This is a genomic window from Variovorax davisae (assembly GCF_030316845.1).
Lineage (GTDB): Bacteria > Pseudomonadota > Gammaproteobacteria > Burkholderiales > Burkholderiaceae_C > Variovorax > Variovorax davisae.
Map to the genome: position 1 here is coordinate 43,923 of NZ_JASZYS010000011.1, position 24,448 is coordinate 68,370.

General features: G+C 71.9%; 24 protein-coding genes. 14 read left to right on the top strand and 10 right to left on the bottom strand.

Annotation, left to right across the window (positions count from 1 at the left end):
* Positions 1-32 precede the first annotated feature (32 nt).
* The 9 genes from cobW to cobJ all read left to right on the top strand — a co-directional run bounded on the left by cobW (position 33) and on the right by cobJ (position 10,589).
* Positions 33-1,100: a cobalamin biosynthesis protein CobW gene (gene cobW, locus QTI33_RS23425; RefSeq protein ID WP_286508755.1), complete on the top strand. Its 1,068-nt coding sequence runs from the start codon at positions 33-35 to the stop codon at positions 1,098-1,100.
* Positions 1,101-1,120: 20 nt separating this feature from the next.
* Complete coding sequence (gene cobN / locus QTI33_RS23430) at positions 1,121-4,975, top strand: cobaltochelatase subunit CobN (protein WP_286508756.1); 3,855 nt, start codon at positions 1,121-1,123, stop codon at positions 4,973-4,975.
* On the top strand, positions 4,975-6,069 hold the full coding sequence (locus QTI33_RS23435; protein WP_286508757.1) for a magnesium chelatase ATPase subunit I: 1,095 nt from the start codon (positions 4,975-4,977) through the stop codon (positions 6,067-6,069). Before cobN ends, QTI33_RS23435 begins: the two co-directional genes overlap by 1 nt.
* A complete protein-coding gene (locus tag QTI33_RS23440; protein WP_286508758.1) occupies positions 6,048-6,749 on the top strand; it encodes a vWA domain-containing protein in 702 nt (233 codons plus the stop codon). Before QTI33_RS23435 ends, QTI33_RS23440 begins: the two co-directional genes overlap by 22 nt.
* 17 nt (positions 6,750-6,766) lie before the next feature.
* On the top strand, positions 6,767-7,180 hold the full coding sequence (locus QTI33_RS23445; protein ID WP_286508759.1) for a DUF1636 family protein: 414 nt from the start codon (positions 6,767-6,769) through the stop codon (positions 7,178-7,180).
* A 74-nt stretch (positions 7,181-7,254) separates the two neighbouring features.
* Positions 7,255-8,379: a ferredoxin-like domain-containing protein gene (locus QTI33_RS23450; RefSeq protein WP_286508760.1), complete on the top strand. Its 1,125-nt coding sequence runs from the start codon at positions 7,255-7,257 to the stop codon at positions 8,377-8,379.
* Positions 8,379-9,005 carry a precorrin-8X methylmutase gene (locus tag QTI33_RS23455; RefSeq protein ID WP_286508761.1) on the top strand — a complete coding sequence of 209 codons (627 nt, stop codon included), beginning with the start codon at positions 8,379-8,381 and terminating at the stop codon, positions 9,003-9,005. Before QTI33_RS23450 ends, QTI33_RS23455 begins: the two co-directional genes overlap by 1 nt.
* Complete coding sequence (locus QTI33_RS23460) at positions 9,002-9,733, top strand: precorrin-2 C(20)-methyltransferase (RefSeq protein ID WP_286508762.1); 732 nt, start codon at positions 9,002-9,004, stop codon at positions 9,731-9,733. The genes QTI33_RS23455 and QTI33_RS23460 overlap by 4 nt, the downstream gene beginning before the upstream one ends.
* Before the next feature lie 58 nt (positions 9,734-9,791).
* Positions 9,792-10,589, top strand: coding sequence for a precorrin-3B C(17)-methyltransferase (cobJ, locus tag QTI33_RS23465; protein ID WP_286508763.1), 798 nt, complete (start codon positions 9,792-9,794; stop codon positions 10,587-10,589).
* On the opposite strand, the gene QTI33_RS23470 is transcribed toward cobJ, so the two are convergent.
* On the bottom strand, positions 10,550-11,323 hold the full coding sequence (locus tag QTI33_RS23470; protein ID WP_286508764.1) for a cobalt-precorrin-6A reductase: 774 nt from the start codon (positions 11,321-11,323) through the stop codon (positions 10,550-10,552). The two genes, cobJ and QTI33_RS23470, sit on opposite strands and share 40 nt — an antisense overlap.
* Between QTI33_RS23470 and cbiE the strand changes: the two genes are divergently transcribed.
* From cbiE to cobF, 5 genes are all read left to right on the top strand, one after another.
* Positions 11,322-12,533, top strand: coding sequence for a precorrin-6y C5,15-methyltransferase (decarboxylating) subunit CbiE (gene cbiE, locus QTI33_RS23475; RefSeq protein ID WP_286508765.1), 1,212 nt, complete (start codon positions 11,322-11,324; stop codon positions 12,531-12,533). The two genes, QTI33_RS23470 and cbiE, sit on opposite strands and share 2 nt — an antisense overlap.
* A complete protein-coding gene (locus QTI33_RS23480; RefSeq protein ID WP_286508766.1) occupies positions 12,530-12,946 on the top strand; it encodes a cobalamin biosynthesis protein in 417 nt (138 codons plus the stop codon). The genes cbiE and QTI33_RS23480 overlap by 4 nt, the downstream gene beginning before the upstream one ends.
* The gene (gene cobM, locus QTI33_RS23485) at positions 12,943-13,725 is read left to right on the top strand and encodes a precorrin-4 C(11)-methyltransferase (RefSeq protein WP_286508767.1); all 783 of its coding nucleotides are present in this window, start codon (positions 12,943-12,945) and stop codon (positions 13,723-13,725) included. Before QTI33_RS23480 ends, cobM begins: the two co-directional genes overlap by 4 nt.
* Before the next feature lie 90 nt (positions 13,726-13,815).
* Complete coding sequence (locus QTI33_RS23490) at positions 13,816-14,502, top strand: energy-coupling factor ABC transporter permease (protein ID WP_286508768.1); 687 nt, start codon at positions 13,816-13,818, stop codon at positions 14,500-14,502.
* Between the two features lie 34 nt (positions 14,503-14,536).
* Positions 14,537-15,328, top strand: coding sequence for a precorrin-6A synthase (deacetylating) (cobF, locus tag QTI33_RS23495; protein ID WP_286508769.1), 792 nt, complete (start codon positions 14,537-14,539; stop codon positions 15,326-15,328).
* A 669-nt stretch (positions 15,329-15,997) separates the two neighbouring features.
* Here cobF and QTI33_RS23500 read toward each other — a convergent pair.
* The 9 genes from QTI33_RS23500 to QTI33_RS23540 form a co-directional block, all read right to left on the bottom strand.
* Positions 15,998-16,210, bottom strand: a complete 213-nt coding sequence (locus tag QTI33_RS23500; protein WP_286508770.1) for a RyR domain-containing protein — start codon at positions 16,208-16,210, stop codon at positions 15,998-16,000.
* 472 nt (positions 16,211-16,682) lie between these two features.
* Positions 16,683-17,186, bottom strand: coding sequence for an OsmC family protein (locus QTI33_RS23505; RefSeq protein ID WP_286508771.1), 504 nt, complete (start codon positions 17,184-17,186; stop codon positions 16,683-16,685).
* Positions 17,183-18,562 (bottom strand): LLM class flavin-dependent oxidoreductase, encoded by a 1,380-nt coding sequence (locus tag QTI33_RS23510; protein ID WP_286508772.1) that lies wholly within the window; start codon positions 18,560-18,562, stop codon positions 17,183-17,185. Before QTI33_RS23510 ends, QTI33_RS23505 begins: the two co-directional genes overlap by 4 nt.
* A 3-nt stretch (positions 18,563-18,565) precedes the next feature.
* Positions 18,566-19,702, bottom strand: coding sequence for an ABC transporter substrate-binding protein (locus QTI33_RS23515; protein ID WP_286508773.1), 1,137 nt, complete (start codon positions 19,700-19,702; stop codon positions 18,566-18,568).
* A 50-nt stretch (positions 19,703-19,752) separates the two neighbouring features.
* Positions 19,753-20,493 carry an ABC transporter ATP-binding protein gene (locus tag QTI33_RS23520; RefSeq protein WP_286508774.1) on the bottom strand — a complete coding sequence of 247 codons (741 nt, stop codon included), beginning with the start codon at positions 20,491-20,493 and terminating at the stop codon, positions 19,753-19,755.
* Positions 20,490-21,395 (bottom strand): ABC transporter permease subunit, encoded by a 906-nt coding sequence (locus QTI33_RS23525; RefSeq protein ID WP_286508775.1) that lies wholly within the window; start codon positions 21,393-21,395, stop codon positions 20,490-20,492. Before QTI33_RS23525 ends, QTI33_RS23520 begins: the two co-directional genes overlap by 4 nt.
* Before the next feature lie 157 nt (positions 21,396-21,552).
* Positions 21,553-22,620, bottom strand: coding sequence for an ABC transporter ATP-binding protein (locus QTI33_RS23530; RefSeq protein WP_286508776.1), 1,068 nt, complete (start codon positions 22,618-22,620; stop codon positions 21,553-21,555).
* Between the two features lie 23 nt (positions 22,621-22,643).
* Positions 22,644-23,546, bottom strand: coding sequence for a carbohydrate ABC transporter permease (locus tag QTI33_RS23535; protein WP_286508777.1), 903 nt, complete (start codon positions 23,544-23,546; stop codon positions 22,644-22,646).
* Positions 23,533-24,441: a carbohydrate ABC transporter permease gene (locus tag QTI33_RS23540; RefSeq protein WP_286508778.1), complete on the bottom strand. Its 909-nt coding sequence runs from the start codon at positions 24,439-24,441 to the stop codon at positions 23,533-23,535. Before QTI33_RS23540 ends, QTI33_RS23535 begins: the two co-directional genes overlap by 14 nt.
* Between the last annotated feature and the right edge of the window lie 7 nt (positions 24,442-24,448).

The window sequence follows — 24,448 nt, forward strand, 5'->3', positions numbered from 1 at the left end:
AACCACCCCAGCCCATGCAAACCTCGACGCCCATGCCCACGCCAAGCCGCAAGATCCCCGCCACCATCGTCACCGGCTTTCTCGGCAGCGGCAAGACCACGCTGCTGCGCCACCTGCTGCAGAACGCCCAGGGCCGCCGCATCGCGGTCATCGTCAACGAGTTCGGCGAACTGGGCATCGACGGCGAGCTGCTGCGCGGCTGCGGCATCGGGTGCGACGAGACGGGGGCGCCGGACGGGCAGTTGTTCGAGCTGGCCAACGGCTGCCTGTGCTGCACCGTGCAGGAAGAGTTCGCGCCGGTGATGGAGCAACTGGCCGCGCGGCGCGACCAGATCGATCACCTGGTCATCGAGACCTCGGGCCTGGCCTTGCCCAAGCCCCTGGTGCAGGCCTTCCAGTGGCCGGCGCTGCGCAATGCCTTCACGGTGGATGCCGTGATCACGGTGGTGGATGCACCGGCCGTGGCCGCCGGCCGCTTCGCGCACGACCCGCTGGCGGTGGATGCCCAGCGCCGCGCCGACGAGAACCTCGACCATGAGTCACCGCTGTCGGAGTTGTTCGAAGACCAGCTGGCGACCGCCGACCTGGTGGTCGTGCACAAGACCGACGGGCTCGACGCGGCGGTGCTGGCCGGCGTGGAGGCCGTCATCCGCGCCGAGACCGCGGCCGGCGTGAAGCTGGTGCAGGCGCAGCATGGTCGCATCGACCTGGATGTGCTGCTGGGCATGGCGCGTGCGGTAGAAGATGCGATCGACCAGCGCAAGACCCACCACGACGAGGAGGAAGACCACGACCACGACGCCTTCGACTCGGTCTCGGTGAGCCTGCAGGTCGCTGACCGCGGCCGCCTGCTGGCCGCCTTGCAGGGGCTGGTCGGGCGCCACGAGATCTACCGAGCCAAGGGCTTCGTCGCACTGCCCGGCGCGGCGATGCGGCTGGTGGTGCAAGGCGTGGGCGCGCGCTTCGACAGCTACTTCGACCGGCCCTGGCGCGCCGGCGAGGCGCGGCAGACGCGCCTGGTCCTGATCGGGGCCGGCCTCGATGCGGCGGCCCTGCAAGCCGAACTGGACGCGGCGCTGGTCGCGGCCGCGGCGGCCTGACGCGTCACCGGAAGCCCTGCATGCACCTGCTGTCCACCCGCCCCGGCGGCCACGTCGAAGACGGCGGCCAGGGCGTCGTGCGCGTGGCGCAGACGCCGGCCCCGGTGGTCGTGCTCAGCGCCGCCGACACCACCCTGTCGCTGCTCGCCGACGCGGCCGGGCAGATGGGCGCCGGCTTTCCCGGCGTGCGCCTGGCCAACCTGATGTGGCTGCGGCAGCCGGCTTCGGTGGACATGTATGTCGACGACGTGCTGCGCCATGCCCGCGTGGTGGTGATCGACCACCTGGGGACGCCGAGCGACTGGGCCTACCTGGTGGAGCGCGCCATGTCCTCGGCCCGCGAACGCGGTCAATGGCTGGCGATGTTCTCGGGCGATGCCTTCGAAGACGTGCAACTGCTGATGCGCAGCAGTGCGCCGCACGACGATTGCCGCCACCTCTGGCGCTGCCTGCGCGAAGGCGGGCTGGCCAACGCGAAGGCCTTCTTCTCGCTGGTCGGCCACGCGGCGTTCGGGCTGGGCAGCCGGCCGGCGCCACCAATGCCGCTGCCGTCGGCGCTGCGCTATCGGCCACCGGAGGCGGCCGGCCGCAGCCCGTGGAAGGCCGGCGCGCCGGTGGCGCTGCTGCTGTTCTACCGCGCCCATCTGCAGGCGGGCAACACGGCGGTGTTCGACGCGATGCTGGACGCGCTGTCGGCCGCCGGCCTGAACCCGCTCGCACTCGCCGTGGATTCGCTCAAGAACCCCGACAGCCACGCCGCGGTGCAGGCCCTGGCGGCCGAACACCGCGTGGCGATCGTGCTGAACGCGACCCACTTCGCGGTGGCCTCGATCGACGGCCGCGACGAGGGGCGTGCGGGCGACGGCGACAGCTTGCTCGCCACGCTGGCCGGTGATGCCCCCGTGCTGCAACTCATCACTGCGGGCGGCACGCACGAACAGTGGCTGGCCGACCCGCACGGCCTCGCGCCGCGCGATCTGGCGATGCAGGTGGTGCTGCCCGAGGTGGATGGGCGCATCCTCACGCGCGCCATCAGCTTCAAGGGCATGGCCTGGCGCTGCGAGCACACCGAGCTCGACGTGCTTCGCTACCAGGCCGAGCCCGGCCGGATGGCCTTCGTGGCCGAACTGGCGCGCCGCTGGTGCGTGCTGCGCGACAAGCCCAACGCCGACAAGCGGATCGCGCTGATCCTGGCCAACTACCCGATCGACGATGCGCGCATCGCCAATGGCGTCGGCCTGGACACGCCGGCGTCGACCGTGGGCGTGCTGCAGGCACTGCGGGCCGCCGGCTACCGGACCGGGGAACTGCCCGCCAGCGGTGACGCCCTGGTCGCGGCGCTGCTGCGCGGCATCACCAACAACGCCGACGCCAACGACGCCCGGCCTGCGGCGCAGAGCTTCTCGCTGGCCGACTACCTGGAAGATTTCGATCGCTTGCCCGCCGAGAGCAGGGCGGCGGTCCATGCCCGCTGGGGCGCACCCGAGCAGGAGCCGACGCTGCGCAGCGGGCGCTTCACGATCGCGGGCCTGCGCTTCGGTCATGTCTTCGTCGGCATCCAGCCGGCGCGCGGGCGGGGCGTGGACCTGGCGGCCACCTACCACGACGCCGACCTGGTGCCGCCCCACCACTACCTCGCCTTCTACTTCTGGCTGCGCCGCGCCTTCGCGGTCGACGCGATGGTCCATGTGGGCACGCACGGCAATCTGGAGTGGCTGCCGGGCAAGAGCGTGGCATTGAGCGAGGCCTGCTGGCCCGATGCCATCCTGGGCCCGCTGCCGCATCTCTATCCCTTCATCGTCAACGATCCGGGCGAAGGCAGCCAGGCCAAGCGGCGCACCCAGGCCGTGATCATCGACCACCTGATGCCGGCGATGACCCGCGCCGAGACCTATGGCCCGCTGCAGCAGCTGGAGCGGCAGATGGACGAGTACTACGAAGCCTTGTCGCTCGACCCGCGGCGCGCGCGGCTGCTGCGCGAGGACATCCTCGGGCGCACCGTGCGCGAAGGCTTGCACGAGGAACTGGGCTTCGCGTCGCCGACCGACGAGGGCGCCCGCGAGCGCCTGCTGCAGGGGCTGGACGCCTATCTTTGCGAGATCAAGGAATCCCAGATTCGCGACGGCCTGCATGTGCTGGGGCGTTCGCCGCAAGGCCGCCAGCGCATCGACACGCTGCTGGCGCTGGCGCGCTTTCCGGGCGGCACGGCCGCCAGCCAGAAAAGCCTGCTGGTCGCACTGGCGCAAGACCTCGGCGTGGAGGGCGCGGACGGCTTCAGCGTGCTGGGGCCGGACTGGGCAGTGCCGTGGCGAGGCCCGCGTCCGCAGGTGTTGCAGGCGCTCGGTGCCGAGGCGTGGCGCCACGCCGGCCACACGCGCGAGCGGCTGGAACGGCTGGCGGCGCGCCTGGTGGCGGCGCAGACGGTGCCCGGCGGCACCCGGGCGGGTGCTGCGGACGACGCCTTCGATATCGATGCCTGGCCGCAGGCAGCACCGGTGCTGCAGCGCTTGAAAGAGGTGCTGGCGCCCCGCCTGGACGCCTGCGGTCCGCAGGAGATGACGCAATTGCTGCGCGGCCTGGCCGGACGCTTCGTGCCGCCTGGACCGAGCGGCGCGCCCTCGCGCGGCCGGCCCGACGTGCTGCCCACGGGACGCAATTTCTACAGCGTCGACACCCGTGCCGTGCCTACGCCCACGGCCTACGCCATGGGTGCGGCGGCGGCGGAAAGACTGGTCGAGCGGCACCTGCAGGACCACGGCGCGATGCCTGGCGAGGTGGGCCTGTCGGTCTGGGGCACCAGCACCATGCGCACCGGCGGCGAAGACGTGGCGCAGGCTTTCGCGCTGCTGGGCGTGCGGCCGAAGTGGGCCGACGGCAGCGCGCGGGTGATCGACATCGACGTGCTGCCGATGGCCATCCGCCATCGGCCGCGGGTGGACGTGACCCTGCGCGTGTCGGGCTTTTTCCGCGATGCCTTTCCCAACGTGATCGACCTGTTCGACACCGCCGTGCGCGCCGTCGCCGCGATCAGCGAAGACGACGAGTCCGACGAGGTGAATCCGATCCGGGCCCGCGTTCGGCGCGAGGCCGCCGAGGCCCTGGCGGCCGGACGGCCGGCCGATGAGGCACAGCGCCAGGCCACCTGGCGCGTGTTCGGTCCGCGCCCCGGCGGCTACGGCGTGGGCGTGCAGGCGGTGCTGGACAGCGGTCGATGGCAGCAAGGCGCCGACATCGCCCAGGCCTATCTGCAGGCCGGCGCCTTTGCCTACGGGCAGGGCGGCCACGGCGTGGCCGCGCGCGGCCCGTTCGAGCAGCGGCTGGGGCAACTCGATGCGGTGCTGCACAACCAGGACAATCGCGAGCACGACCTGCTCGACGCTGCCGATCACGCACAGTTCCAGGGCGGGATGGCGGCCGCCGTGACGCATCTGGCGGGCGCACCGGCGGCGCTCTACCACGGCGATTTCAGCGTGCCGGGCTCGCCGCGCATCCGCAGCCTGCGCGAAGAGCTCGCGCGCGTGCTGCGCTCGCGCGCCGTCAATCCGAAGTGGCTGGAGGGCGTGCGCCGGCATGGCTACAAGGGCGCGGCGGAGATCGCCACCACCGTGGACAACCTGTTCGCCTACAGCGCCACCACGGACGTGGTCGGCGACCACCAGTACGCGCTGGTGGCCGATGCCTACCTGCACGACGACCAGACGCGCGCGTTCCTGCAGCAGCACAACCCGCTGGCCTTGCGCAGCATCGGCGAACGGCTGCTGGACGCGATGCGGCGTGGCCTGTGGCAAGAGGCCGGCGACCACCGCGAGCGCATCGAACACCACCTGCTGGCGCTGGAGCGCCGGCTCGAGGAACACGGCGAAGGACCGACCTGATGACATTCCATTCCACCGAAGCGACCACCGGCGCGCGGCTCGAAGCCGCCAGCCGACCGACCTTCCCCTTCAGTGCGCTGATCGGCCAACCCCTGCTGCAGCGCGCACTGTTGCTGGCGGCCATCGACCCCGGCATCGGCGGCGTGCTCATCAGCGGACCGCGCGGCACCGCGAAGTCGACCGCGGCGCGGGCCCTGGCCGCGCTGCTGCCGCCGCCGCCCGCCGCTTCGGCCGCGCCCTTCGTCACCCTGCCGCTGTCCGCCAGCGTCGAACAGCTGGTGGGAACGCTGAACGTCGAGGACGTGCTGCGCGATGGGCGGCTGCGCCTGGCACCGGGCCTCGTGACGCGTGCCCACGGTGGCGTGCTGTACGTCGATGAAGTCAATCTGCTGCCCGATGCACTGGTCGACGCCTTGCTCGACGTCGCCGCCAGCGGCATCCATACCGTGGAGCGCGACGGCATCTCGCAACAGCACGCCGCACGCTTCGTGCTGGTCGGCACCATGAACCCCGAGGAAGGCGAATTGCGCCCGCAGCTGCTCGATCGCTTCGGCCTGTCGGTGGCGCTGGCTAACGCCAGCGAAGCCGCTCAGCGGACGGCGATCGTGCGCGCGCGTTTGCGCTTCGACGAAGACCCGCACGGGGTGGCCGAAGCCCATGCCGGCGAACAGGCCCGCCTGGCCGCGGCAGTCGTTGCAGCCCAGGCCGGGCTGGCGCGCCTGGCGTGGTCGGACGCCGTGCTGCGGCGCGCCGCCGAATGCGCGCTGGCGGCGGGCGTGGACGGGATGCGGGCCGACCTGGTGATGCTCCGGGCGGCGCGTGCGCTGGCTGCCTTCGAGGGGCGCAGCGAAGTCACGGCCGACGATGTGGATGCGGTGGCCGAACTGGCATTGGCCCATCGACGGGAGGAGGGCAGGCGCAGCCCGGCGCCGGAGCCGAAAGGCGGCACGCGGCAGGCGGCGCCGATGCCCTCCGGCAGTTCCGGGCCGTCGGCCCACGGTACCCCCCTGGGTGACTGGGGCGCGCTGCCGCCGATCCCCGAAGCCACGGCCCGCGTGCGGCCCGAAGGAGGGTGGCCGGCAAAAAAAGCCTGAGCCGCCGCAGCCGCCTCATGCGCGCCGGGCGCGGAGGTCTGCGGTGGCTGACGCCACCTGCGCAGCCACTGCTCGCTGCGTCCACGCACATCGATGCCGGGCCTGCGCGGTCTGCCATCGCATGGCTGCCCACCCTGCTGGCCAAGGGTCCGCAGCCCTTGCAGGGCGGGCACCTGCGCTATGGCCAGCGCCCGGTACAGGCGGCGCGCCTGCACCTGATCGTGCTCGACACTTCCGGCTCGATGCGCCAGCGCGGCCGACTGGCGCTGGCCAAGGGCCATGCCACCTGGCTGATCGGGCAGGCGGCGCGTGCCGGCGACAGGGTGGCCATGCTGAGCTTCGGCGGCCAGGGCGTCGAGCTGCAGCTGCCCCCCGGCCGGGCGCGCGCGTCCGGCCGGGAAAAGGTGCGCGCGCTGGGCGGTGGCGGGGGCACGCCGCTGGCGCATGCCCTGGCCCGGGCCGACGAGCTGCTGCGCCGCGCCGAGCGCCGCGACGGCCCCGTGGAATCCTGGCTCTGGCTGTTGACCGATGGCCGGACCCTGGAGCAGCCGGCGCCCCCCGAGGCGCCGCAGCATGTCGTCATCGTCGACTTCGACGAACCCGCGCGCCCCATTGGTCGCTGCGCCGCCTGGGCGCAGCGCTGGGGCGCGGAGCATCGCCTCGCCAGCCGCCCCGAGTGACCCCCGAAAAAAGAGCCATGTCCCACGCAGCCCCTCCCGCGCCCACCGCACCCGTCACCGAAGTCATCGTCTGCACCACCTGCCGACCGGCGGGTGCGTCGCGCGATCTGCCGGCGGCCGGCCAGGTCTTGCTGGACAGCGTGCGGTCGCTGCAGGGCGAAGACCGCCGTGCCGGCGTGCAGGTGCGCGGCATCGCCTGCATGAGCGGCTGCGCGAGGGCCTGCACGGTGGCCTTGCAGGCCGCCGGCAAGCCCACCTACTTCTTCGGCGATCTGCTTGCCGATGCCGAAACGGCGGCCCAGGTCCTGGCCTGTGCCGGCCTGCACGCGCGCAGCGTCGACGGCGCGCTGCCGCGCAGCCAGCGCCCCGAGCGTCTGCGCAGCGGCATCCTCGCCAAGCTGCCGCCGTTCCTTGGGGCGGTGGTCGCATGACACGGTTCGATCCTTCCGCAGCGGACTCGCTGCGCCCTGCCGCCAAGGGCTGGTGCCCCGGCGCGCATCGCGCCATGGCTTCGGGCGATGGCCTGCTGGTGCGTGTGCGCCCGCAGCTGGCGCGCCTGACGAGCGCGCAGGCCCTGGGGCTGTGCGCGCTGGCCCGGCGCCTGGGCTCGGGGCTGATCGACCTGACCCATCGCGCCAACCTGCAGTTGCGTGGCGTGAAGCCGCACGACCACGGCGCGGTGGTCGATGCGCTCTGTGCCCTGGGCCTGGCGGATGCGGACGCCGCGCGGGAGACCCGGCCGCCGGTTCTCGTGGCGCCTTGCTGGCAGGCGGGCGATGACACCGAAGGCATCGCCACGGAACTGCTGTCGCGCCTGGACGAACTCCCCGTGCTGCCGCCCAAGTTCGGGTTCGCCGTGGATGCGGGGCCGGCGCCGGTGCTGGCGGCGGCCCCGGCGGACGTGCGCATCGAGCGGGCCCGCTCGGGTGGCCTGCTGGTGCGCGCCGACGGCGCCACGGCGGGACATCCGGTGTCCCGCGCCGGGGCGGTGGATGCGGCGCTTGCGATGGCCGCCTGGTTCGCCGCGACGGCCCAGGGGGTCGAACCGCCATCACGGCGGATGCGTGGCCATCAACGGACCCTCGGCTGGGCCGAGGGCCCGCAGCCGCTCGAAGCCGCAGCCGCCTCGGTCGCGCTGCCCGCCCCCGGCATGTCCGCGCTCGGACCGGTCTACGGCGTGCCTTTCGGCCGGATCGAGGCTGCGGCCCTCGCGACGCTGCTGCACGACAGCGGCGCCTCGGGGCTGCGCCTGACGCCGCATCGCGCCCTGGTCCTGGAAGGGGGCCGGTGGTGCGATGCCAGGGCTTTCATCACCGTGGCCGACGATCCCTTGCTGCGCGTCGATGCCTGTCCTGGCGCACCCTCGTGCGCCTCGGCGACGGTGGCGACCCATGCCGTCGCCCGCGCGCTGGCTTCGGGAATGGCGGCGGCGGCGGGCGGCGCTGCACCGCGCAGCCTGCACGTGTCCGGCTGCGCCAAGGGCTGCGCGCGGGCGCGCCCGGCCGATGCCACCCTGGTGGGCCGCGACGGCGCCTTCGATCTGGTGCGCGGCGGCTGCGCCTGGGATGCGCCCGTGCAGACCCGACTGCCCCCTGGAGCCCTGCGCTCACTCATCACCGGAACGCCCTGATGCACGTCTATGAAACCGATGGCGCGGAAATCTACCGTCGCTCTTTCGCCATGATCCGGGCCGAGGCCGAGCTCTCGCGCTTCGATGCCGACGACGAGCCGGTCGCGGTGCGCATGATCCACGCCGCCGGCCTGATCGAGCTGGCCGCGCAGCTGCGATTCCAGCCCGGCTTCACGCACGCGGCGCGGGCGGCGCTGGCGGCCGGCGCACCCATCCTGTGCGACGCGCGCATGGTCAGCGAGGGCGTGACCCGCGCGCGCATGCCGGGCGGGAACGAGGTGCTGTGCACCCTGCACGACCCGGCGGTGCCCGGCCTGGCCGCGGCCATGTCGACCACCCGCTCGGCCGCGGCGCTGGAACTGTGGCGGCCCCGGCTGCAGGGCGCCGTGGTGGCCATCGGCAATGCGCCGACGGCCCTGTTCCATCTGCTGAACATGCTGCAGGATCCGGCCTGCCCGCGGCCGGCGGCGATCATCGGTTGCCCGGTCGGCTTCGTCGGCGCGGCCGAATCGAAGGACGCGCTGTGGGCCGGGCAGCCCGCGCCCTGCTGCATCGTGGCGGGGCGCCTGGGCGGCAGCGCCATCACGGTGGCGGCGATCAACGCGTTGGGGAGTCGCCTGGAATGAGCCCGCGCGGCACCCTGTACGGACTGGGCCTGGGCCCCGGGGAACCGGACCTGATGACGGTGCGCGCGCACCGCCTGTTGCAGCGCGCGACCCATGTCGCCTACTTCCGCAAGGCCGGCCGGCCCGGGCAGGCGCGCCGCATCGTGGACGGCCTGCTGCCCGAAGGCGTGACGGAGCATGCGATGGAATACCCCGTCACCACCGAGATCCCGGTCGACGACCCGGCCTACAACCAGCAGCTGTCCGCCTTCTATGCCCAGTGCGCGGCGCGGCTGCGGGCGCTGTCGGACGCCGGCTGCGAGGTGGTCGTGCTGTGCGAGGGCGATCCGTTCTTCTACGGCTCGTTCATGCACCTCTACACCCGGCTGGTCGAGACCCACCCGGTGCAGGTGGTGCCGGCGATCACGGGCATGTCGGGTGCCTGGACCGCCACCGGCCAGCCCATCACCTGGGGCGACGACGTGTTGACGGTGCTGATGGGCACGCTGCCCGAGGCGCGGCTGGCGCGCCACATGGCCGACAGCGAGGCGCTGGTCGTGATGAAGATCGGCCGCCACATCGACAAGGTGCGCCGCGCGTTGACCACGGCGGGCCGGCTGCAGGACGCCTGGCTGGTCGAGTTCGCCACCATGCCGGGCCAGAAGGTGATGCGGCTGGCGGAGGCCGACGGCCGCGTCACGCCATATTTCTCGATCGTGCTGGTGCACGGGAAGGGACGGCGGCCATGAGCGCCGCCCGGCCGCCCGAAGGCGCTCGCACCGCAGTGCGCAGCACGGAGGTCTCCTGATGAGCCTGGCGACGAACACGACCGCGGGCTGGCTGGTCATCGCCGGGCTCGGCCCGGGCGCCATTGCCTGCGTGACGCCCGAGGTGAGCGCGGCCCTGGCCGAGGCCACCGACGTGGTCGGCTACATCCCCTACGTCGCCCGGGTGGCGCCGCGCGCCGGACTCCGGCTGCACCCGAGCGACAACCGGGTCGAGCTCGAACGCGCCGCCCATGCGCTGCGACTGGCGGCCGAAGGCCGGCGCGTGGTGGTGGTGTCGTCGGGCGACCCGGGCGTGTTCGCGATGGCCTCGGCGGTGTTCGAGGCGGCCGAGGCCGGCGATGCGGCATGGCGACGGCTGGACGTGCGGGTGCTGCCCGGCATCACGGCGATGCTGGCCGCCGCCGCGCGCGCCGGTGCGCCGCTGGGTCACGACTTCTGCGCCATCAACCTGTCGGACAACCTGAAGCCCTGGGCGCTGGTGGAACGCCGCCTGCGGCTGGCGGTGCAGGCCGATTTCGCAATGGCTTTCTACAACCCGCGTTCGCGGGCGCGGCCGGAAGGCTTCGCGCGAACGCTGGCGGTGCTGCGCGAGGCCTGCGGTGCGGCCGGAAGCCCGGCGCGTCCGGTGATCTTCGCCCATGCGGTGTCCACGCCCGACGAGCGCCTGCGCGTGGTCGCGCTGCAGGACGCCCAGCCGGAGATGGCCGACATGCGCACCGTCGTCATCGTCGGCTCCAGCCTGACGCGGGTCATCGCCCGCACCGGCCGGCCCTGGGTCTACACGCCGCGCTCGGCGCCGCCCGAGGGGGCCGCATGACGGGGCGCCTCCAGCCACTGCAGCACCTCGGCCACCCGGGTCGCTTCCTGTCGCGGGGGCAGCGCTGGCCGCGCCACCATCACGACCGGCAGTTCGAGCGCGCGGGCCGCCTGCAGCTTGGCCTCGGCACCGGTGCCGCCGGCGTTCTTGCAGACCAGGACGTCGACGCGCTGCGCGCGCATCAGGGCGATGTCGCCCTCCAGGTCGAAGGGGCCGCGCGAGACGATCACCGTGTGGCGCGGCAAGGGCGGCCGCAACTCGGGCCGGTCGACCAGGCGCAGGATGTAGTGATGCTGCGGCTGTGCCGCGAAGGCCGCCAGGTGCATGCGGCCCAAGGCCAGCATCACGCGCCGCGGTGGCCCGCTCAGCGCGGCGACGGCCGCGGGCAGGTCGGGCACGGGCTGCCAGCGGTCGCCGGGGCCGGCCTGCCAGGCGGGGCGCGTCAAGGCCAGCAAGGGCAGGCCGCACTGCGCGCAAGCCGCGACCGCGTTCGCGCTCATGCGGGCGGCGAAGGGATGGGTGGCGTCCACGACGTGCGTCACCTGCGCGTCGCGCAGATGGCGCACCAGGCCTCCCACGCCGCCGAAGCCACCCACGCGCACGGCGATGGGCTGCGCCTTGGGCTGGGCCACCCGGCCGGCATAGGACAGCACGGCGCGTTCGCCTCGTTCGGCAAGCGAGCGCGCCAGCGCGCTCGCTTCGAGCGTGCCGCCCAGGACCAGGACATTGCGCATGGCTGAATTCACTCAAACTACCCCGTGGTTGACGATCATCGGCCTCGGCGAAGACGGCTGGGAGGGCCTGCCTGGCGCCAGCCGCACGGCGCTCGATGCGGCCGAACTGGTGGCCGGCAGCGCCCGGCACCTGGCGCTGTTGCCCGGCCTGCGCGCCGAGCGGCTCGAATGGCCGGTGCCGTTCGCCGATGGCATCCCGATCCTACTGGCACGGCGCGGTCTCCGCGTGGCGATGCTGGTCTCCGGCGACCCGTTCTGGTTCGGCGCGGGCAGCGCGGTGACGCGCCATCTCGGCGCGCACGAATGGCATGCGCTGCCCGCTCCTTCGACCTTCGGCCTGGCGGCTGCGCGCCTGGGTTGGCCGCTGGAGCAGCTCACGTGCCTGGGTCTGCACGCCGCGCCGCTGGCGCGCCTGCGACCGCAGCTGCACACCGGCGAGCGGCTGCTGCTGCTGCTGCGCGACGGCGCCGCCGTGGCGGCGCTGGCACGCTACCTGGTCGACAACGATTTCGGCGCCAGCACGATGAGCGTGCTGGAAGCGCTCGGTGGTCCGAACGAGCGGCGCCGCGACGTCGCTGCGCACGGCTTCGACCTCGTCGACGTGCGGCATCCGGTGGCCGTGGCGGTGCAGCTGTCCGGCACGGGCATGGCCCTGCCGTGCCGCGCCGGCCTGCCGGACGAGGCCTTTGGGCACGACGGCCAGATCACGAAGCAGAAGCTGCGCGCCCTGGCCCTGTGCGCCCTGGCGCCGCGGCCCGGCGAGCGGCTGTGGGACATCGGCGCGGGCTCCGGGTCGATCGGCATCGAGTGGCTGCTGGCGCATCCGCGGTGCGAGGCCGTGGCCATCGAGGGCGACCCCGGGCGCGCGCTGCGGCTGCGCGCCAATGCCGACCGGCTGGGCGTCGATCGGCTCGTCGTGGTGACCGGCCGCGCACCCGAGGCCCTGGCCGGCCTGCCGCCGCCGGATGCGGTCTTCATCGGTGGCGGACTCAGCGACGCGCTGCTGGCGCATCTGTGGCGCCTGCTGCCGCAAGGCTGCCGCGTGGTGGCCCATGCGGTGACGCTGGAATCCGAAGCACTGCTGGGCGACTGGCACGCGCGCGCCGGCGGCAGCCTGACGCGCATCGAGCTGGCGGAGGCCGCGCCGTTGGGCACGCGGCGCGCCTGGCGCGCTTCCTACCCGATCGTGCAATGGAGCGCGACGCGATGAGGGTGGCGGGGTTCGGCTTCAGAAGCGGCGCGACGCTGGCATCGCTGCGCGATGCGTTGGCGCACGCGACCGCGGCCCTGCAGCCCGCGCTGCCGGTGCATTCGATCGAGCTGCTCGCCACCGCACACGACAAGGCCGACGCCCCGTGCCTGCGCGCGCTGGCCGATGCGCTGGGCGTGCCGGTGTGCGGCGTCGAGGCTGCGCGGATCAACGCCACCGCCACGCTGACCGACCACGCCACGGTGCGTGCGCTGCGCGGCAGCGGCAGCACCGCCGAGGCCGCGGCCCTGGCGGCGGCCCTGATCCACGGCGGTCCGGGCGCCGCGCTGCTTCATCCGCGCGCGGTGTCGACCGACCGCCTGGCCACCTGCGCGATCGCCGCGCGAACCCAACCACCGGAGTCTCGACCATGACCATCCACTTCATCGGCGCCGGCCCTGGCGCGCCGGACCTGCTGACCCTGCGCGGGCGCGACCTCATCGGCCGCTGCCCGGTCTGCCTCTATGCCGGCTCGCTGGTGCCCGAAGAAATCCTGGCGCACTGTCCGCCCGGCGCGCGCATCGTCAACACCGCGCCACTCGATCTCGACGCCATCGTCGCCGAATGCGTCGCCGCCCATGCGGCGGGGCAGGACGTGGCGCGACTGCATTCGGGCGACCTGTCCGTCTGGTCGGCGATGGGCGAGCAATTGCGCCGCCTGCGGGCCGCCGGCATCCCCTGCACCGTCACGCCCGGCGTGCCCTCGTTCGCCGCCGCGGCGGCCGCGCTGGGAGCCGAGCTCACGCTGCCGGGCCTGGCGCAGTCGGTGGTGCTCACGCGCACATCGGGGCGCGCCTCGCCCATGCCGTCGGGCGAGACCCTGGCCGGCTTTGCAGCCACCGGCGCCACGCTGGCCCTGCACCTGTCCATCCACAAGCTGGCCGAGGTGGTGGCGGAACTGGTGCCGTTCTACGGCGCCGGATGTCCGGTGGCCGTGGTCTATCGCGCGAGCTGGCCGGACGAGCAGGTCTTCCGTGCGACCCTGGCCACCATCGACGCGGCGATGGGCGAGGGCGTGGAACGCACCGCGCTGATCCTCGTCGGCCCCGCGCTGGCCGCGGAAGGTTTTGCCGAAAGCCGCCTCTATGCCGGCGACTACGACCGCAGATTCCGGCCGACGCGCGCCGGGTCGGGCGGCTCGCCAGCCGCCTGAGACTTGCCCTTTCCCTTCGTCCATCCCTTTCCATCCACCCCCCCCGCAGCGCCGCTCGCCGGACTGCACTCACCTCACGGAGAACCCGCCATGCACATGGAACCCGGAATCGTCGACGGCAGCAAGATCCTGCTGTCCTATGCCACGGCGAGCGCCTGCGCGCTCCATGCAGCGAAGCTGTCGCTGAACCACATTCGCGAGGAGGGTGCGGGCTCGCTGGTGCTGCGCAGCGTACTGGCCGCCCTGCTGGTCTTCGTCTTCTTCGAGGTGTTCCCGCACGTGCCGGTCGGCGTGTCGGAGGTTCACCTGATCCTGGGCTCGTCGCTGTTCCTGGTCCTGGGCGCAGCACCCACCGCCATCGGCCTGGCCGCGGGGCTGGCGCTGCAGAGCCTCTTCTTCGAGCCGCAAGACCTGCCGCAGTACGGCATGAACGTCACCACCTTGCTGGCCGCCCTGTTTGCCATGCAGGCGGTGGCGAAGCGGGTGCTGCCCGCCGGGCTGCCCTATGTCGAGCTGGGCTACGTGCATGTGCTCAAGATGTCGGTGGTGTTCCAGGGCGGGATCGTCGCCTGGGTGGCTTTCTGGACGATCTGCGGCCGCGGCTTCGGTGCCGAGACGCTGCAGGCCGTGGGCAGCTTCGGCGCCGCCTACATGACGGTCGTGCTGCTGGAGCCGCTGGTCGACCTGGCCGTGCTGGCCGCCGCCAAGGGGCTGCGCGGGCGGGCAGGGCAGGGCGGCTCGGTGCTGCTGGCGCGGCGCCTGCACCACACGGCCTGACCACGAACGGGACGATTGCCGCGCAGGCTCTCTGATGGATGCCATTCCCACGATCGAGCTGATGCTGATCGGCATCGGCACCGGCCATCCCGAGCATCTCACGCTCCAGGCCATCGGTGCACTGAAACGCGCCGACCTCGTCCTGATCCCGCGCAAGGGCGCCGACAAGGCCGATCTCGCCGAGCTGCGCCGCGAGGTCTGCGCGACGCATCTGGACGGCCAGGCCCGACTGGTGGAGTTCGACCTGCCCGTGCGCGACAGCGCCGCGTCCCGCTATCTCGATGGCGTGCAAGCATGGCACGCGGCCATCGCCGCCGTGTGGGCGGAGCGGATCGCCACCGGCCTGCCACAGGGCGGTCGCGTGGCACTGCTGGTCTGGGGCGACCCTTCCCTCTACGACTCCAGCCTGCGCATTGCCGAACGGCTGCAGTCGGCTGGCATGGCGCTGCGGGTCGAGGTGATCCCCGGCCTGAGCAGCGTCCAGCTGCTGACCGCCGCCCACGCCATCCCGCTCAACACGCTGGGCGCCTCGGTGCTGATCACCACCGGACGCCAGCTGCGGGCCGGCGGCTGGCCGGCGGGCCTGGACACGGTCGTGGTCCTGCTCGACGGTGCCTGTGCCTTTCAGGTCCTGCCCCCGGAAGGCATCGAGATCTATTGGGCGGCCTATCTCGGAATGCCGCATCAGTTGCTTCTTGCCGGTCCCCTGGCCAGCACCGGTCCGCGCATCGCTGCGCTTCGCGCAGGCGCCCGCGAGGCGCACGGCTGGATCATGGACAGCTACCTTCTTCGACGCAGCGCACGCAGCCCGGCTGGCGCCGGGTGACGAACGGGGCAGCCAGCCCTGTCGAGGCGCCACTGGCGATCGGCCCGAAAATGAAACGACATGAGCGATGCTCATATGTCCGTCCCAGTCCCCTGCATTCCCGTGACCAGGACCACCAGACCCGATCAGCCAGCGAGAAGGCAGCCGCGCCAAGCGCGCGCTCGGCACAAGGTCGAACTCGTCCTGGAAGCGGCCACGCGGCTCCTGGATGGTCTCGACCTCGGGGCGTTGACGACCAACGCCGTCGCCGAAATGGCCTTGGCATCGCTCAAGGGAGAGCCGCCCGCGACGCCGGGTGAACGCACTCGCCGCGTGGTGCGCGCTGTCTTGGGGGCCTATGGCGGGCGCAAGCGGGCGCATCGGCTGTTGATGGAATACGGACTGAGTCGCGGCACCAGTTCACGCCTAATCCGCTCTACGCGAGCATCGCATCCATCCTGGCTTCCGATGGCGTGGCCGGTGCCGGTGGCAAGCCACGGACCATCGGCCAGGCGGACGCCTTCGTGCGGACCTATGCGATTGCAGGCGTGCTGCGCGCCGACGTCGCCCTTGGCGAGGCGCCGGCTGGCAAGCAGGAAATGGAAGATGCACTGGTGCGCCTGACGGTGAAAGTCCCGCGGCAGGGGCGTCGCTGGCTGCAAGGAGGCATGCCAGGTCCGAATGGCCGGTTCAGCCATTTTGTCCAAGCCGCTCGATCGCTGCGTAGACCGCACGCACGGTGCCGCGGTCGAGTTCCTTGGCCAGCTCCGACAGTGCTTCGTAGGGAACCATGAGCTCGTCGCCGCGCTCATCCTTGCGGGACGCCACGCCCTGGGCACGCTTGGTTTCCATCCAGGCAGAATGCACTTCTGCGGCGACGAGTTCGATGTCTGGCAGCTTCATGCTGCTTTCCCTTTCGAAGGCACCCTGGTTGCCGCGCAGGAAGTTGACGGCCGCGGCGTCCTGGGATTTGACACCCGCGTGAGTCTACGCGCCAGCCGCCTCCATGCGCAGCCCTGGCGGCGGTCGCCGATCAAGCCCGGAAGATCTCCCCCAGCCAGCCGCAGCACTCCTGGGTGAGCCGGAGCGATTCGAGCGAATGTCGCGGTGCCAATCCTTGGCCTGCGAGGCGAAGACCGGCGAGTCTCCGGCGCCGAGTATCGAGAGGAACGGCAGGGTGACCCGCGTGGCGTCGGCCTTCATGTTCGCGGTCCGCGCGATGAACTCTTACGGCGTGGCCGCACCCGCCTTCCAGAACGAGGATGTCCGGCCGCCCGCGCAACGAAATAGCCGCCCAGGCTCAGGCCGAGGAGGGCGATGCGTCCGGGACGGGCCGAGAAGCACGGTTGCGCCGCGTGCTTCGGGCGGCCGGGACTCAGGTATGCGACGCCCTCCGGGTCGCAGTCGCTCGGTCGCCCGGGCGGGAGTCGCCGGCGCGGACCGCGGCGGTGGCCTCGATGGGCCCGCCGCGCCGCAGCGTGTTGTAGATCGGGCAGGTGCCGGTGAAGGCATCGACCAGCGACCGGGCGGTCGGCAGGTCGACCCCGTCGAGCACGAAGGCCAGCCGGATGGCCGCGTAGCGCGTGCCGTCGTCCGGGTCGCGCTCGAACGAGACCTCGACCTCGGCGGCCTTCAGCGCCAGCTCGCGTTCGCGCGCCGTCTTCTGTACCAGCCCGAGCCCGCAGGAGGCCAGCGAGGCCAGCAGCAGCTCGCCCGCCTGCACCGCATCGCCGGGCCCGCCGGCCGCCGCCTTCGCGTCGGAGACGAAGTGATGCTGGCGCGCGCTCACGAGGAAGCGGCCGAAAGTGTCGAGGGTGCGCGCGCTCACCGTCACGATCTCGCCGATCGCGGCCGATCCGGTCACGGCCGCTTCGGTCATGCCGCCCTCCTGGCCTGGACGCCCGAGGCGGCCCGCTCCTTCCACGCGCCGACGCCCGGGCGCTCGAGGCCGAGGTTCTCGCGCAGGGTCGCGCCCTCGTAGGCGGTGCGGTAGAGGCCGCGCCGCTGCAGCTCGGGCACCACCAGCCGCACGAAGTCCTCGAAGCCGCCGGGCTGGTAGGGCGCGCTGACCATGAAGCCGTCGCACGCGCCTTCGCGGAACCAGCGCTCCATGCCGTCGGCCACCTTCTCCGGCGTTCCGATCAGGTCGCCTTCGTAGCGGCTGCCGTAGCGCTTGCCGAGGTCGCGCAGCGTGAGCCGGTCGCGCTCGGTGGCTTCGCGCACCTCCTGGTAGTGGCCCTGCACGCCGGGCACGTCGATGTCGGGCAGCGACGCATCGAGCGGGTACTTCGACAGGTCGACGTCGAGGTGGTAGGAGAGTGTCGAGAGTCCTGCATGCGGATCGACCAGCGCCCGCAGCGCGCGGTCCTTCTCGTCGGCGATCGCCTGCGTCTCGCCGACCAGCGGCGTCGCCGCCGGCAGCACCTTGAGCGAATCGGGGTCGCGGCCGTGCGAGCGCACCCGGTCCTTGATCTCCTTGTAGAAGGCCTTGGCGCTGTCCAGCGAGTCGTGGCTCACGAAGATCGCGTCGGCCCACTGCGCCGCGAAGTCGCGGCCGCGGTCGGAGGCGCCGGCCTGCAGGATCACCGGGTAGCCCTGCGGCGGCCGCGACACGTTCAGCGGCCCCTTGACGCTGAACCATTCGCCCTCGTGGTCGACGTAGTTCACCTTGGCCGGGTCGGCGAACAGTGGCGTCTTGCGGTCCTGCACCAGCGCGTCGTCCTGCCAGCTGTCCCACAGCTTGAAGACCACTTCGAGAAACTCGTCGGCGCGGTCGTAGCGCTTGTTGCGCGGGACCTGCTGCTTCTTCGAGAAGTTGCGGGCCTCGGCATCCTGGAAGGAGGTGACCACGTTCCAGGCGGCGCGCCCGGCGCTCAGGTGGTCGAGCGTCGCGAACGAGCGCGCGACCTCGAAGGGCTCGTAGTGGCTGGTCGAGCGGGTCGAGGCCAGCCCGAGGTGCCGCGTCGCGGCCGCCATGATCGACAGCACCACCACCGGGTCCAGCCGCAGCGACCCGAGCGCGCCGTAGCGCAGCTGGGTGTCGTTGCTGCCCTGGTAGCGGTCGGGCACGGCGAGGATGTCGGCGAAGAAGGCGAGGTCGAACAGGCCTTTTTCGAGCGTGCGTGCGATGCCCTGGTAGTAGTCGGCATCGAGCCAGCCGCTTTCGGATGCCGGGTAGCGCCAGCCGCCCGGGCGGCCGGGGCCGGCCGTGACGAAGGCCGCGAGGTGGATCTTCCTGTCGCTGGGTCGGGTCATGAATCAGGCTCCCAGTTCGGCGGTGACGAGCTTCTTGATCGCATCGAACTTCGGGTCGAGCAGGAAGCTGCGCACGTCGACCTTGTTCGGCAGCACGCCGAGCGACTGGAAGTTGTCGGCCAGGTCCTGCGTCGAGTCGGCGGCCGCGGCGTCGATCGGCTTGAGCACGACGGCCCCCGAGTCGGACAGGCGGGCGTCGACGATGAGCTGGCGATAGACCTTCTCCTCGACGCTGCCGGCCTCGAAGCCCCCGAGCTTGGCCCAGGAGGCCACCGTCTCGTCCGGATGCGCGACCGCGTACTGCTGCGCCTCGCGGATCAGCCGCACCAGCCGGGCCACCACCTGCGGGTTCTTGTCGGCGAAGTCGGTGCGCGCCACGTAGAAGGCGTAGTCGTAGGTCTTGACGTTCGGCAAGGTGCGCGCCTTGTCGCCGAGCTTGGCCAGGGCCAGGCCGCTGGCCGGCTGCCAGTGGATCCAGGCGTCCACGCTGCCCTGGGCGAAGGCGGTGTAGGCGTCCGCGCCGCTGAGGCTGACCGCCTGCACGTCGGCCAGCCGCAGGCCCGCGCTTTCGAGGTACTTGATCAGGCTGTAGGTGCCGGTGGTGCCGTTCTGATGGGCGATCTTCCTGCCCTTCAGGTCGGCGGCGGAGCGGATCGGCGAATCCTTCGCCACCAGCACGTCGACCTCGGTGGCCGGCAGCGGGTAGGCCGCCAGCGGCACGATCGGAACGTCGGCCGCGACCGCGTTGACGATCGCCGTGGCGGTCGCGAAGCTGAAGTCGACCCCGCCGGCCTTGATGCCTTCCATGACCGGCAGCGATGCGGTGAAGCCCGGCTGCCACACCACCTTGGCCGCGATCTCGTCTTCGAGCTTGCGGCCGCCGTCGCCAGCGCGCAGCGACGCGAAGACGCCCGTGCGGCCGTCGCCGATGATCGCGATCGTGAGTTGCGGTGGGGCGGCGGCGGTCGGTGCGGCGGGTGCCGGGGCTGCGGGCGCGGCGGCCGGGGCGTCGCCCTTGCCGCAGCCGACCAGCGCCAGCGCGCCGGCGCCGCCGGCCAGTGCCAGCCCGCTCAGGCTGAGGAAACGACGCCTGGCGGCCAGGGACTCGGTGTCGGGAGGGAGGTGCTTGTCGATCGGCATGGCAGAAAGTCCTGTGATGGGCTTGAAAAGAAAAGGGGGTGGGGAACGGCTCAGGCGCCGGCCTGCGCGGCCTGCGCAGTCACCAGGCCTTCGAGCAGCTCTTCCTTGAGCGCGGCCAGTTCCGGGTCGCCGCGATGGCGCGGCCGCTCGCGGTCGATGGCCAGGTCGCGGGCCACGCGGCCGTCGCGCATCAGCAGCACGCGGTCGGCCAGGATCAGCGCCTCCTCGACGTCGTGCGTGACCAGCAGCACGGTGCGCGGCCGGCGCGCGAGCAGGCCTTCGAGCAGCAGCTGCATCGACGCCCGCGTGATCGCATCGAGCGCGCCGAAGGGTTCGTCGAGCAGCAGCAGCTCGGGCTCGTGGATCAGCGCGCGCGCCAGCGCCACGCGCTGGCGCTGGCCGCCGGACAGCACCACCGGATAGTCGTCGTCGCGACCGGCCAGGCCCACCGCGGCCAGCAGCGCGCGGGCATCGTCGTCGCGGCCGCGCAGGCCCAGCGTCACGTTGCGCAGCACCGAGCGCCAGGGCATCAGCCGGTCTTCCTGGAACATCATGCGGATGTCCGGCGCGGGGCTGCGCGAGCGCAGCTCGACCCGGCCCGAGGTCGGTGGCTCCAGTCCCGCCACGATGCGCAGCAGGGTCGACTTGCCGACGCCGCTGGCGCCGATCAGGGCGACGAACTGGCCGGCCGGAATCTCGAGCTCGAGCGCATGCAGCACGCTGCGTTCGCCGAAGGCCTTGGCGACACCCAGCAGGCTGAGTCCGTCGCCTTGGGGCGATGTGCGGGTCATCGGGCCGCTCCCTTGGCGTAGTTCGGATGCCAGCGCAGCAGGCGCCGCTCGATGGCGCGCGTGATCGAGTCGGCCAGCCAGCCGGCGATGGCGTACAGCACGATCGCCAGCAGGATGACGTCGGTGCGCAGCAACTCCCGCGCGTTCTGCACCATGTAGCCGATGCCGTCGCGCGAGGCGATGGTCTCGCCGACCACCAATGTCAGCCAGGCCACGCCGAGCGCATAGCGGATGCCGGTCAGGATCGGCGCCAGCGCGCCCGGCAGCACCACGCCGGCGATCAGGCCGAAGGGCCCGAGTCCGTACGAGCGGCCGAGCTCGATCAGCTTGGGGTCGACGCCGCGGATGCCGCTCATCGTGTTGATGTAGACCGGGAACAGCGAGCCCATCGCCACCAGCAGCACGCGCGGCTCCTCGCCGATGCCGAACCACAGGATCATCAGCGGCACCAGCGCCAGGTGCGGAATGGTGCGCACCATCTGCAGCGAGCGGTCGAGCAGGCCGTGCGCCAGGCTCGACAGGCCGACCAGGAAGCCCAGCACCAGCCCGGTCGCGGCACCGGTCAGGAAGCCGATGGCGACGCGGCGCAGGCTGACCAGGATGTCGCGCTGCAGTTCGCCGCGCTCGGCGAGCACCCAGGCGGCGCGCAGCACGTCGGACGGTGCCGGCAGGATGCCCGCGGGCAGCCGGCCGATGGCCGAGAAGTACTGCCAGAGCGCGACCAGCACGACCGGCAGCAGCCAGGGCAGCAGCAGGCGCCAGCGGCTCGGCGCGCTGCGCACCGAAGCCCCTTGCTTCGGTGCGCGCGCGGCATCCGCGATGACGGTGATGTGGCTCGCGGAAACAGCGGCGGGCGGGGCGGCGGGTGGCTCGGCGGACAGGCGGGGGAGGACGGCACTCATGGAAGGCGATGCGAAGTGCGCGCGCGGATGCAGCGGCACGAACAGCGTGCGGGTCGGACACACGGGGCGAGGGCCAACCTTATCGCCCGCGGTCCTCGGCGTGAACTTGGTTTTCCGACTGTCGATATGAGAAAAACAGGTTTGCGGGACCTTCGGGTCAGTTGAGCCGCTGGCCGCCGGCCGCGTCGAACAGGTGCGCCTCGCCGGCCACCGGCCAGAGCGCCAGTCGGTCGCCCGGGCGGGCGCCGATCCGGTCGCGGAAGGCCGCCATGACGGTCTGGCCGGCCAGGCGAAGCGCGACCTGGGTCTCGGCGCCGGTGGGCTCGACCACGATCACGTCGGCGGAAAGTCCGCGGCTCGGGTCGATCGTGAAATGTTCGGGGCGCGTGCCGTAGAGCACGCGATCGCCGTGCGCGCCGCGGGCTGCCGACGCCAACGGCAGCCGCAGGCCATCGTCCGTCAGGACCGACGGCGCGCCGTCGAGCTGCAGGCGCCCCGGGATGAAGTTCATCGCCGGCGAACCGATGAAGCCCGCCACGAAGGCATTGCGGGGCCGGTCGTAGAGTTCGAGCGGTGCGCCGACCTGCTCGATCAAGCCGTCCTTCAGCACCACGATGCGGTCGGCCATGGTCATCGCCTCGACCTGATCGTGGGTCACGTAGACCGTGGTCGTGCCCAGGCGCTGGTGCAGGGCCTTGATCTCGGTGCGCATCTGCACCCGCAGCTTGGCGTCGAGATTCGACAGCGGCTCGTCGAACAGGAAGGCCTGGGGCTGCCGCACGATGGCGCGGCCCATGGCGACGCGCTGGCGCTGGCCGCCCGAGAGCTGGCGCGGCCGGCGATCGAGCAGCTCGCCGAGGCCCAGCGTCTCGGCCGCCTGCCGCACGCGGCGGGCGATGTCGGCGGGCTTCAAGCCCTGGATCGTCAGGCCGAAACCCAGGTTCTGCCCGACCGTCATGTGCGGATACAGCGCGTAGTTCTGGAACACCATCGCGACGTCCCGGTCGCGCGGCGCCACGTCGTTGATGCGCCGCTCGCCCAGCAGGATCTCGCCCGCGTCGATGCTCTCGAGGCCGGCGATCATGCGCAGCAGTGTGGACTTGCCGCAGCCGGAAGGGCCGACCAGGGCGACGAACTCGCCGTCGCGGATGTCGATGTCGATGCCGCGGATGACGGGCGCAGGCCCGAAATTCTTGGCGAGTTGGCGGATGGTGATGGAGGCCATGAAGAGTTCGGAAAGGGAAGGGGTCAGTCCTTGACGCCGCCGGCCGTGAGGCCGCGCACCAGGTACTTGCGGACCAGCACGGTGAAGACCACGACGGGCAGCATCACGAGCGTGCCGCTGGCGGCGATCTTGGTCCACTCCCAGCCTTCGTACTGCAGGAAATTGACGATCGCCACCGGCGCCGTGATCGCGTTGGTGCGGGTCAGGATCAGCGCGTAGAAGAAGTCGTTCCACGAGAAGATGAAGCACAGCACCGCGGTGGCCGCGAGCCCGGGAGCGGTGAGCGGCAGCGACACCCGCCAGAAGGCTTGCCAGATGCCGCAGCCGTCGATCCAGGCGGCTTCCTCCAGGGTCGCGGGCACCGCCTCGAAGAAGGTCTGCATCAGCCAGATCACGATCGCCAGGTTGAAGGTCAGGTAGACGATCGCGAGACCGACCACGGTGTCCTGCAGGCCGAGGTACTGGTAGGCCAGGAAGAAGGGAATCGTGAAGGCGATCGGCGGCGCCATGCGGGTCACCAGGATCCACAGCGCGATGCGGTCGCGGCCCTTGAAGTTCCAGCGCGTCAGCGCGTAGGCCGCCGGCACGCCGATCACGAGCGAGAAGCCGGTCGACAGCGTGCTGACCAGCAGGCTGTTGCCGAAGGACTTCGGGAAGTTGCCCTGCAGCAGGCTGAGGAAGCCGTCCAGCGTCGGCGTGAACAGCAGGCTGTCCTCGAAGATGTCGGCCGCCGGCCGGAAGGCCAGTTGCACCAGCCACAGGAAGGGCGACAGCACGGCCAGCAGCAGCAGCGCCACCGCGAGTGCGCGCCCATGGCGCGAGAGCCAGGATCGAGGCCGTGCGGTGCGCGCAGGGCGCGCGGCGATGCCTTCGTCGTGGCCGAGCGCGATCTCGTCGGCGCGCCAGGTGCCGCTAGCGCTTGTCATGGTCGCTCCAGCCCAGCTTGCCGACCAGCCAGCTCAAGAGGAAGACACCCACCAGCATCACGGTCGCGATGGCGCTCGCATAGCCCCAGTAGGAGAAGTTGAAGGCCTGGATGAAGCCGTAGAAGTTCGTGACCTCGGTGACGCTGCCCGGGCCGCCGTTGGTCAGCACGTAGATCAGCGGGAAGGCCTTGAAGCTGTCGATCAGGCGAAACAGCGCGCACACCACCAGCACCGGGCGGATGTACGGCAGCACGATATGGCGGAACAGTTGCCAGCGATTGGCGCCTTCGAGCGTGGCCGCCTCGATGGGATCGTCCGGGATCATCTGCAGCGAGGCCAGCACCATCAGCATGGTGAACGGGAACCACTGCCAGGTGTCGGCCAGCGAGATGGCCCACAGCGCCGTGTCCGGGTTGGCGATCAGCGAGCGGACCGGCCAGCCCAGCGCTTCGAGGCCGCGGTGGAGCGGACTGATGTCGGGCGTGTACATGATCTTCCAGATCAGCGCGACCACGATCGGCGGCAGCACCATCGGGATCAGGAACACCGTCCTGGCGCCTTCGAGCACGCGCGACTTGCCGTTCAGCAGCAGCGCCAGGCCCAGGCCCGCGGCCAGCTGCAGGACCACGCTCGACACCGACAGCTTCAGCTGCACGGCGATCGATGCAAGGAAGCGGCCGTCGTGCAGCAGCTGCCGGTAGTTGACCAGCGGATCGTCGAAGCGGAAGGTGCCGGCGGGATCGGTGAGCTGCAGCGGCGTGAAGCTGGCCACCAGCAAGGCGGCCGCCGGCACCAGGGTGATCAGCAGCAGCACCGCCAGCGCGGGCGACAGCCCGGCCAGGAAGGCCCGCCGCCGCTCGCCCTGCCAGCCGGCCGCGGAGAGTGCGTGCGCCATCGTTCAG

Coding starts and splice junctions, on each gene's coding strand:
- cbiE (WP_286508765.1), top strand. CDS start 11,322: ATGGCTGAATTCACTCAAACTACCCCGTGGTTGACGATCATCGGCCTC.
- cobN (WP_286508756.1), top strand. CDS start 1,121: ATGCACCTGCTGTCCACCCGCCCCGGCGGCCACGTCGAAGACGGCGGC.
- QTI33_RS23460 (WP_286508762.1), top strand. CDS start 9,002: ATGAGCCCGCGCGGCACCCTGTACGGACTGGGCCTGGGCCCCGGGGAA.
- QTI33_RS23535 (WP_286508777.1), bottom strand. CDS start 23,546: ATGACAAGCGCTAGCGGCACCTGGCGCGCCGACGAGATCGCGCTCGGC.
- QTI33_RS23525 (WP_286508775.1), bottom strand. CDS start 21,395: ATGAGTGCCGTCCTCCCCCGCCTGTCCGCCGAGCCACCCGCCGCCCCG.
- QTI33_RS23455 (WP_286508761.1), top strand. CDS start 8,379: ATGCACGTCTATGAAACCGATGGCGCGGAAATCTACCGTCGCTCTTTC.
- QTI33_RS23510 (WP_286508772.1), bottom strand. CDS start 18,562: ATGACCCGACCCAGCGACAGGAAGATCCACCTCGCGGCCTTCGTCACG.
- QTI33_RS23480 (WP_286508766.1), top strand. CDS start 12,530: ATGAGGGTGGCGGGGTTCGGCTTCAGAAGCGGCGCGACGCTGGCATCG.
- QTI33_RS23445 (WP_286508759.1), top strand. CDS start 6,767: ATGTCCCACGCAGCCCCTCCCGCGCCCACCGCACCCGTCACCGAAGTC.
- QTI33_RS23520 (WP_286508774.1), bottom strand. CDS start 20,493: ATGACCCGCACATCGCCCCAAGGCGACGGACTCAGCCTGCTGGGTGTC.
- QTI33_RS23450 (WP_286508760.1), top strand. CDS start 7,255: ATGGCTTCGGGCGATGGCCTGCTGGTGCGTGTGCGCCCGCAGCTGGCG.
- QTI33_RS23435 (WP_286508757.1), top strand. CDS start 4,975: ATGACATTCCATTCCACCGAAGCGACCACCGGCGCGCGGCTCGAAGCC.
- QTI33_RS23470 (WP_286508764.1), bottom strand. CDS start 11,323: ATGCGCAATGTCCTGGTCCTGGGCGGCACGCTCGAAGCGAGCGCGCTG.
- QTI33_RS23540 (WP_286508778.1), bottom strand. CDS start 24,441: ATGGCGCACGCACTCTCCGCGGCCGGCTGGCAGGGCGAGCGGCGGCGG.
- cobJ (WP_286508763.1), top strand. CDS start 9,792: ATGAGCCTGGCGACGAACACGACCGCGGGCTGGCTGGTCATCGCCGGG.
- cobW (WP_286508755.1), top strand. CDS start 33: ATGCCCACGCCAAGCCGCAAGATCCCCGCCACCATCGTCACCGGCTTT.
- QTI33_RS23505 (WP_286508771.1), bottom strand. CDS start 17,186: ATGACCGAAGCGGCCGTGACCGGATCGGCCGCGATCGGCGAGATCGTG.
- cobM (WP_286508767.1), top strand. CDS start 12,943: ATGACCATCCACTTCATCGGCGCCGGCCCTGGCGCGCCGGACCTGCTG.
- QTI33_RS23515 (WP_286508773.1), bottom strand. CDS start 19,702: ATGCCGATCGACAAGCACCTCCCTCCCGACACCGAGTCCCTGGCCGCC.
- cobF (WP_286508769.1), top strand. CDS start 14,537: ATGGATGCCATTCCCACGATCGAGCTGATGCTGATCGGCATCGGCACC.
- QTI33_RS23500 (WP_286508770.1), bottom strand. CDS start 16,210: ATGAAGCTGCCAGACATCGAACTCGTCGCCGCAGAAGTGCATTCTGCC.
- QTI33_RS23490 (WP_286508768.1), top strand. CDS start 13,816: ATGCACATGGAACCCGGAATCGTCGACGGCAGCAAGATCCTGCTGTCC.
- QTI33_RS23530 (WP_286508776.1), bottom strand. CDS start 22,620: ATGGCCTCCATCACCATCCGCCAACTCGCCAAGAATTTCGGGCCTGCG.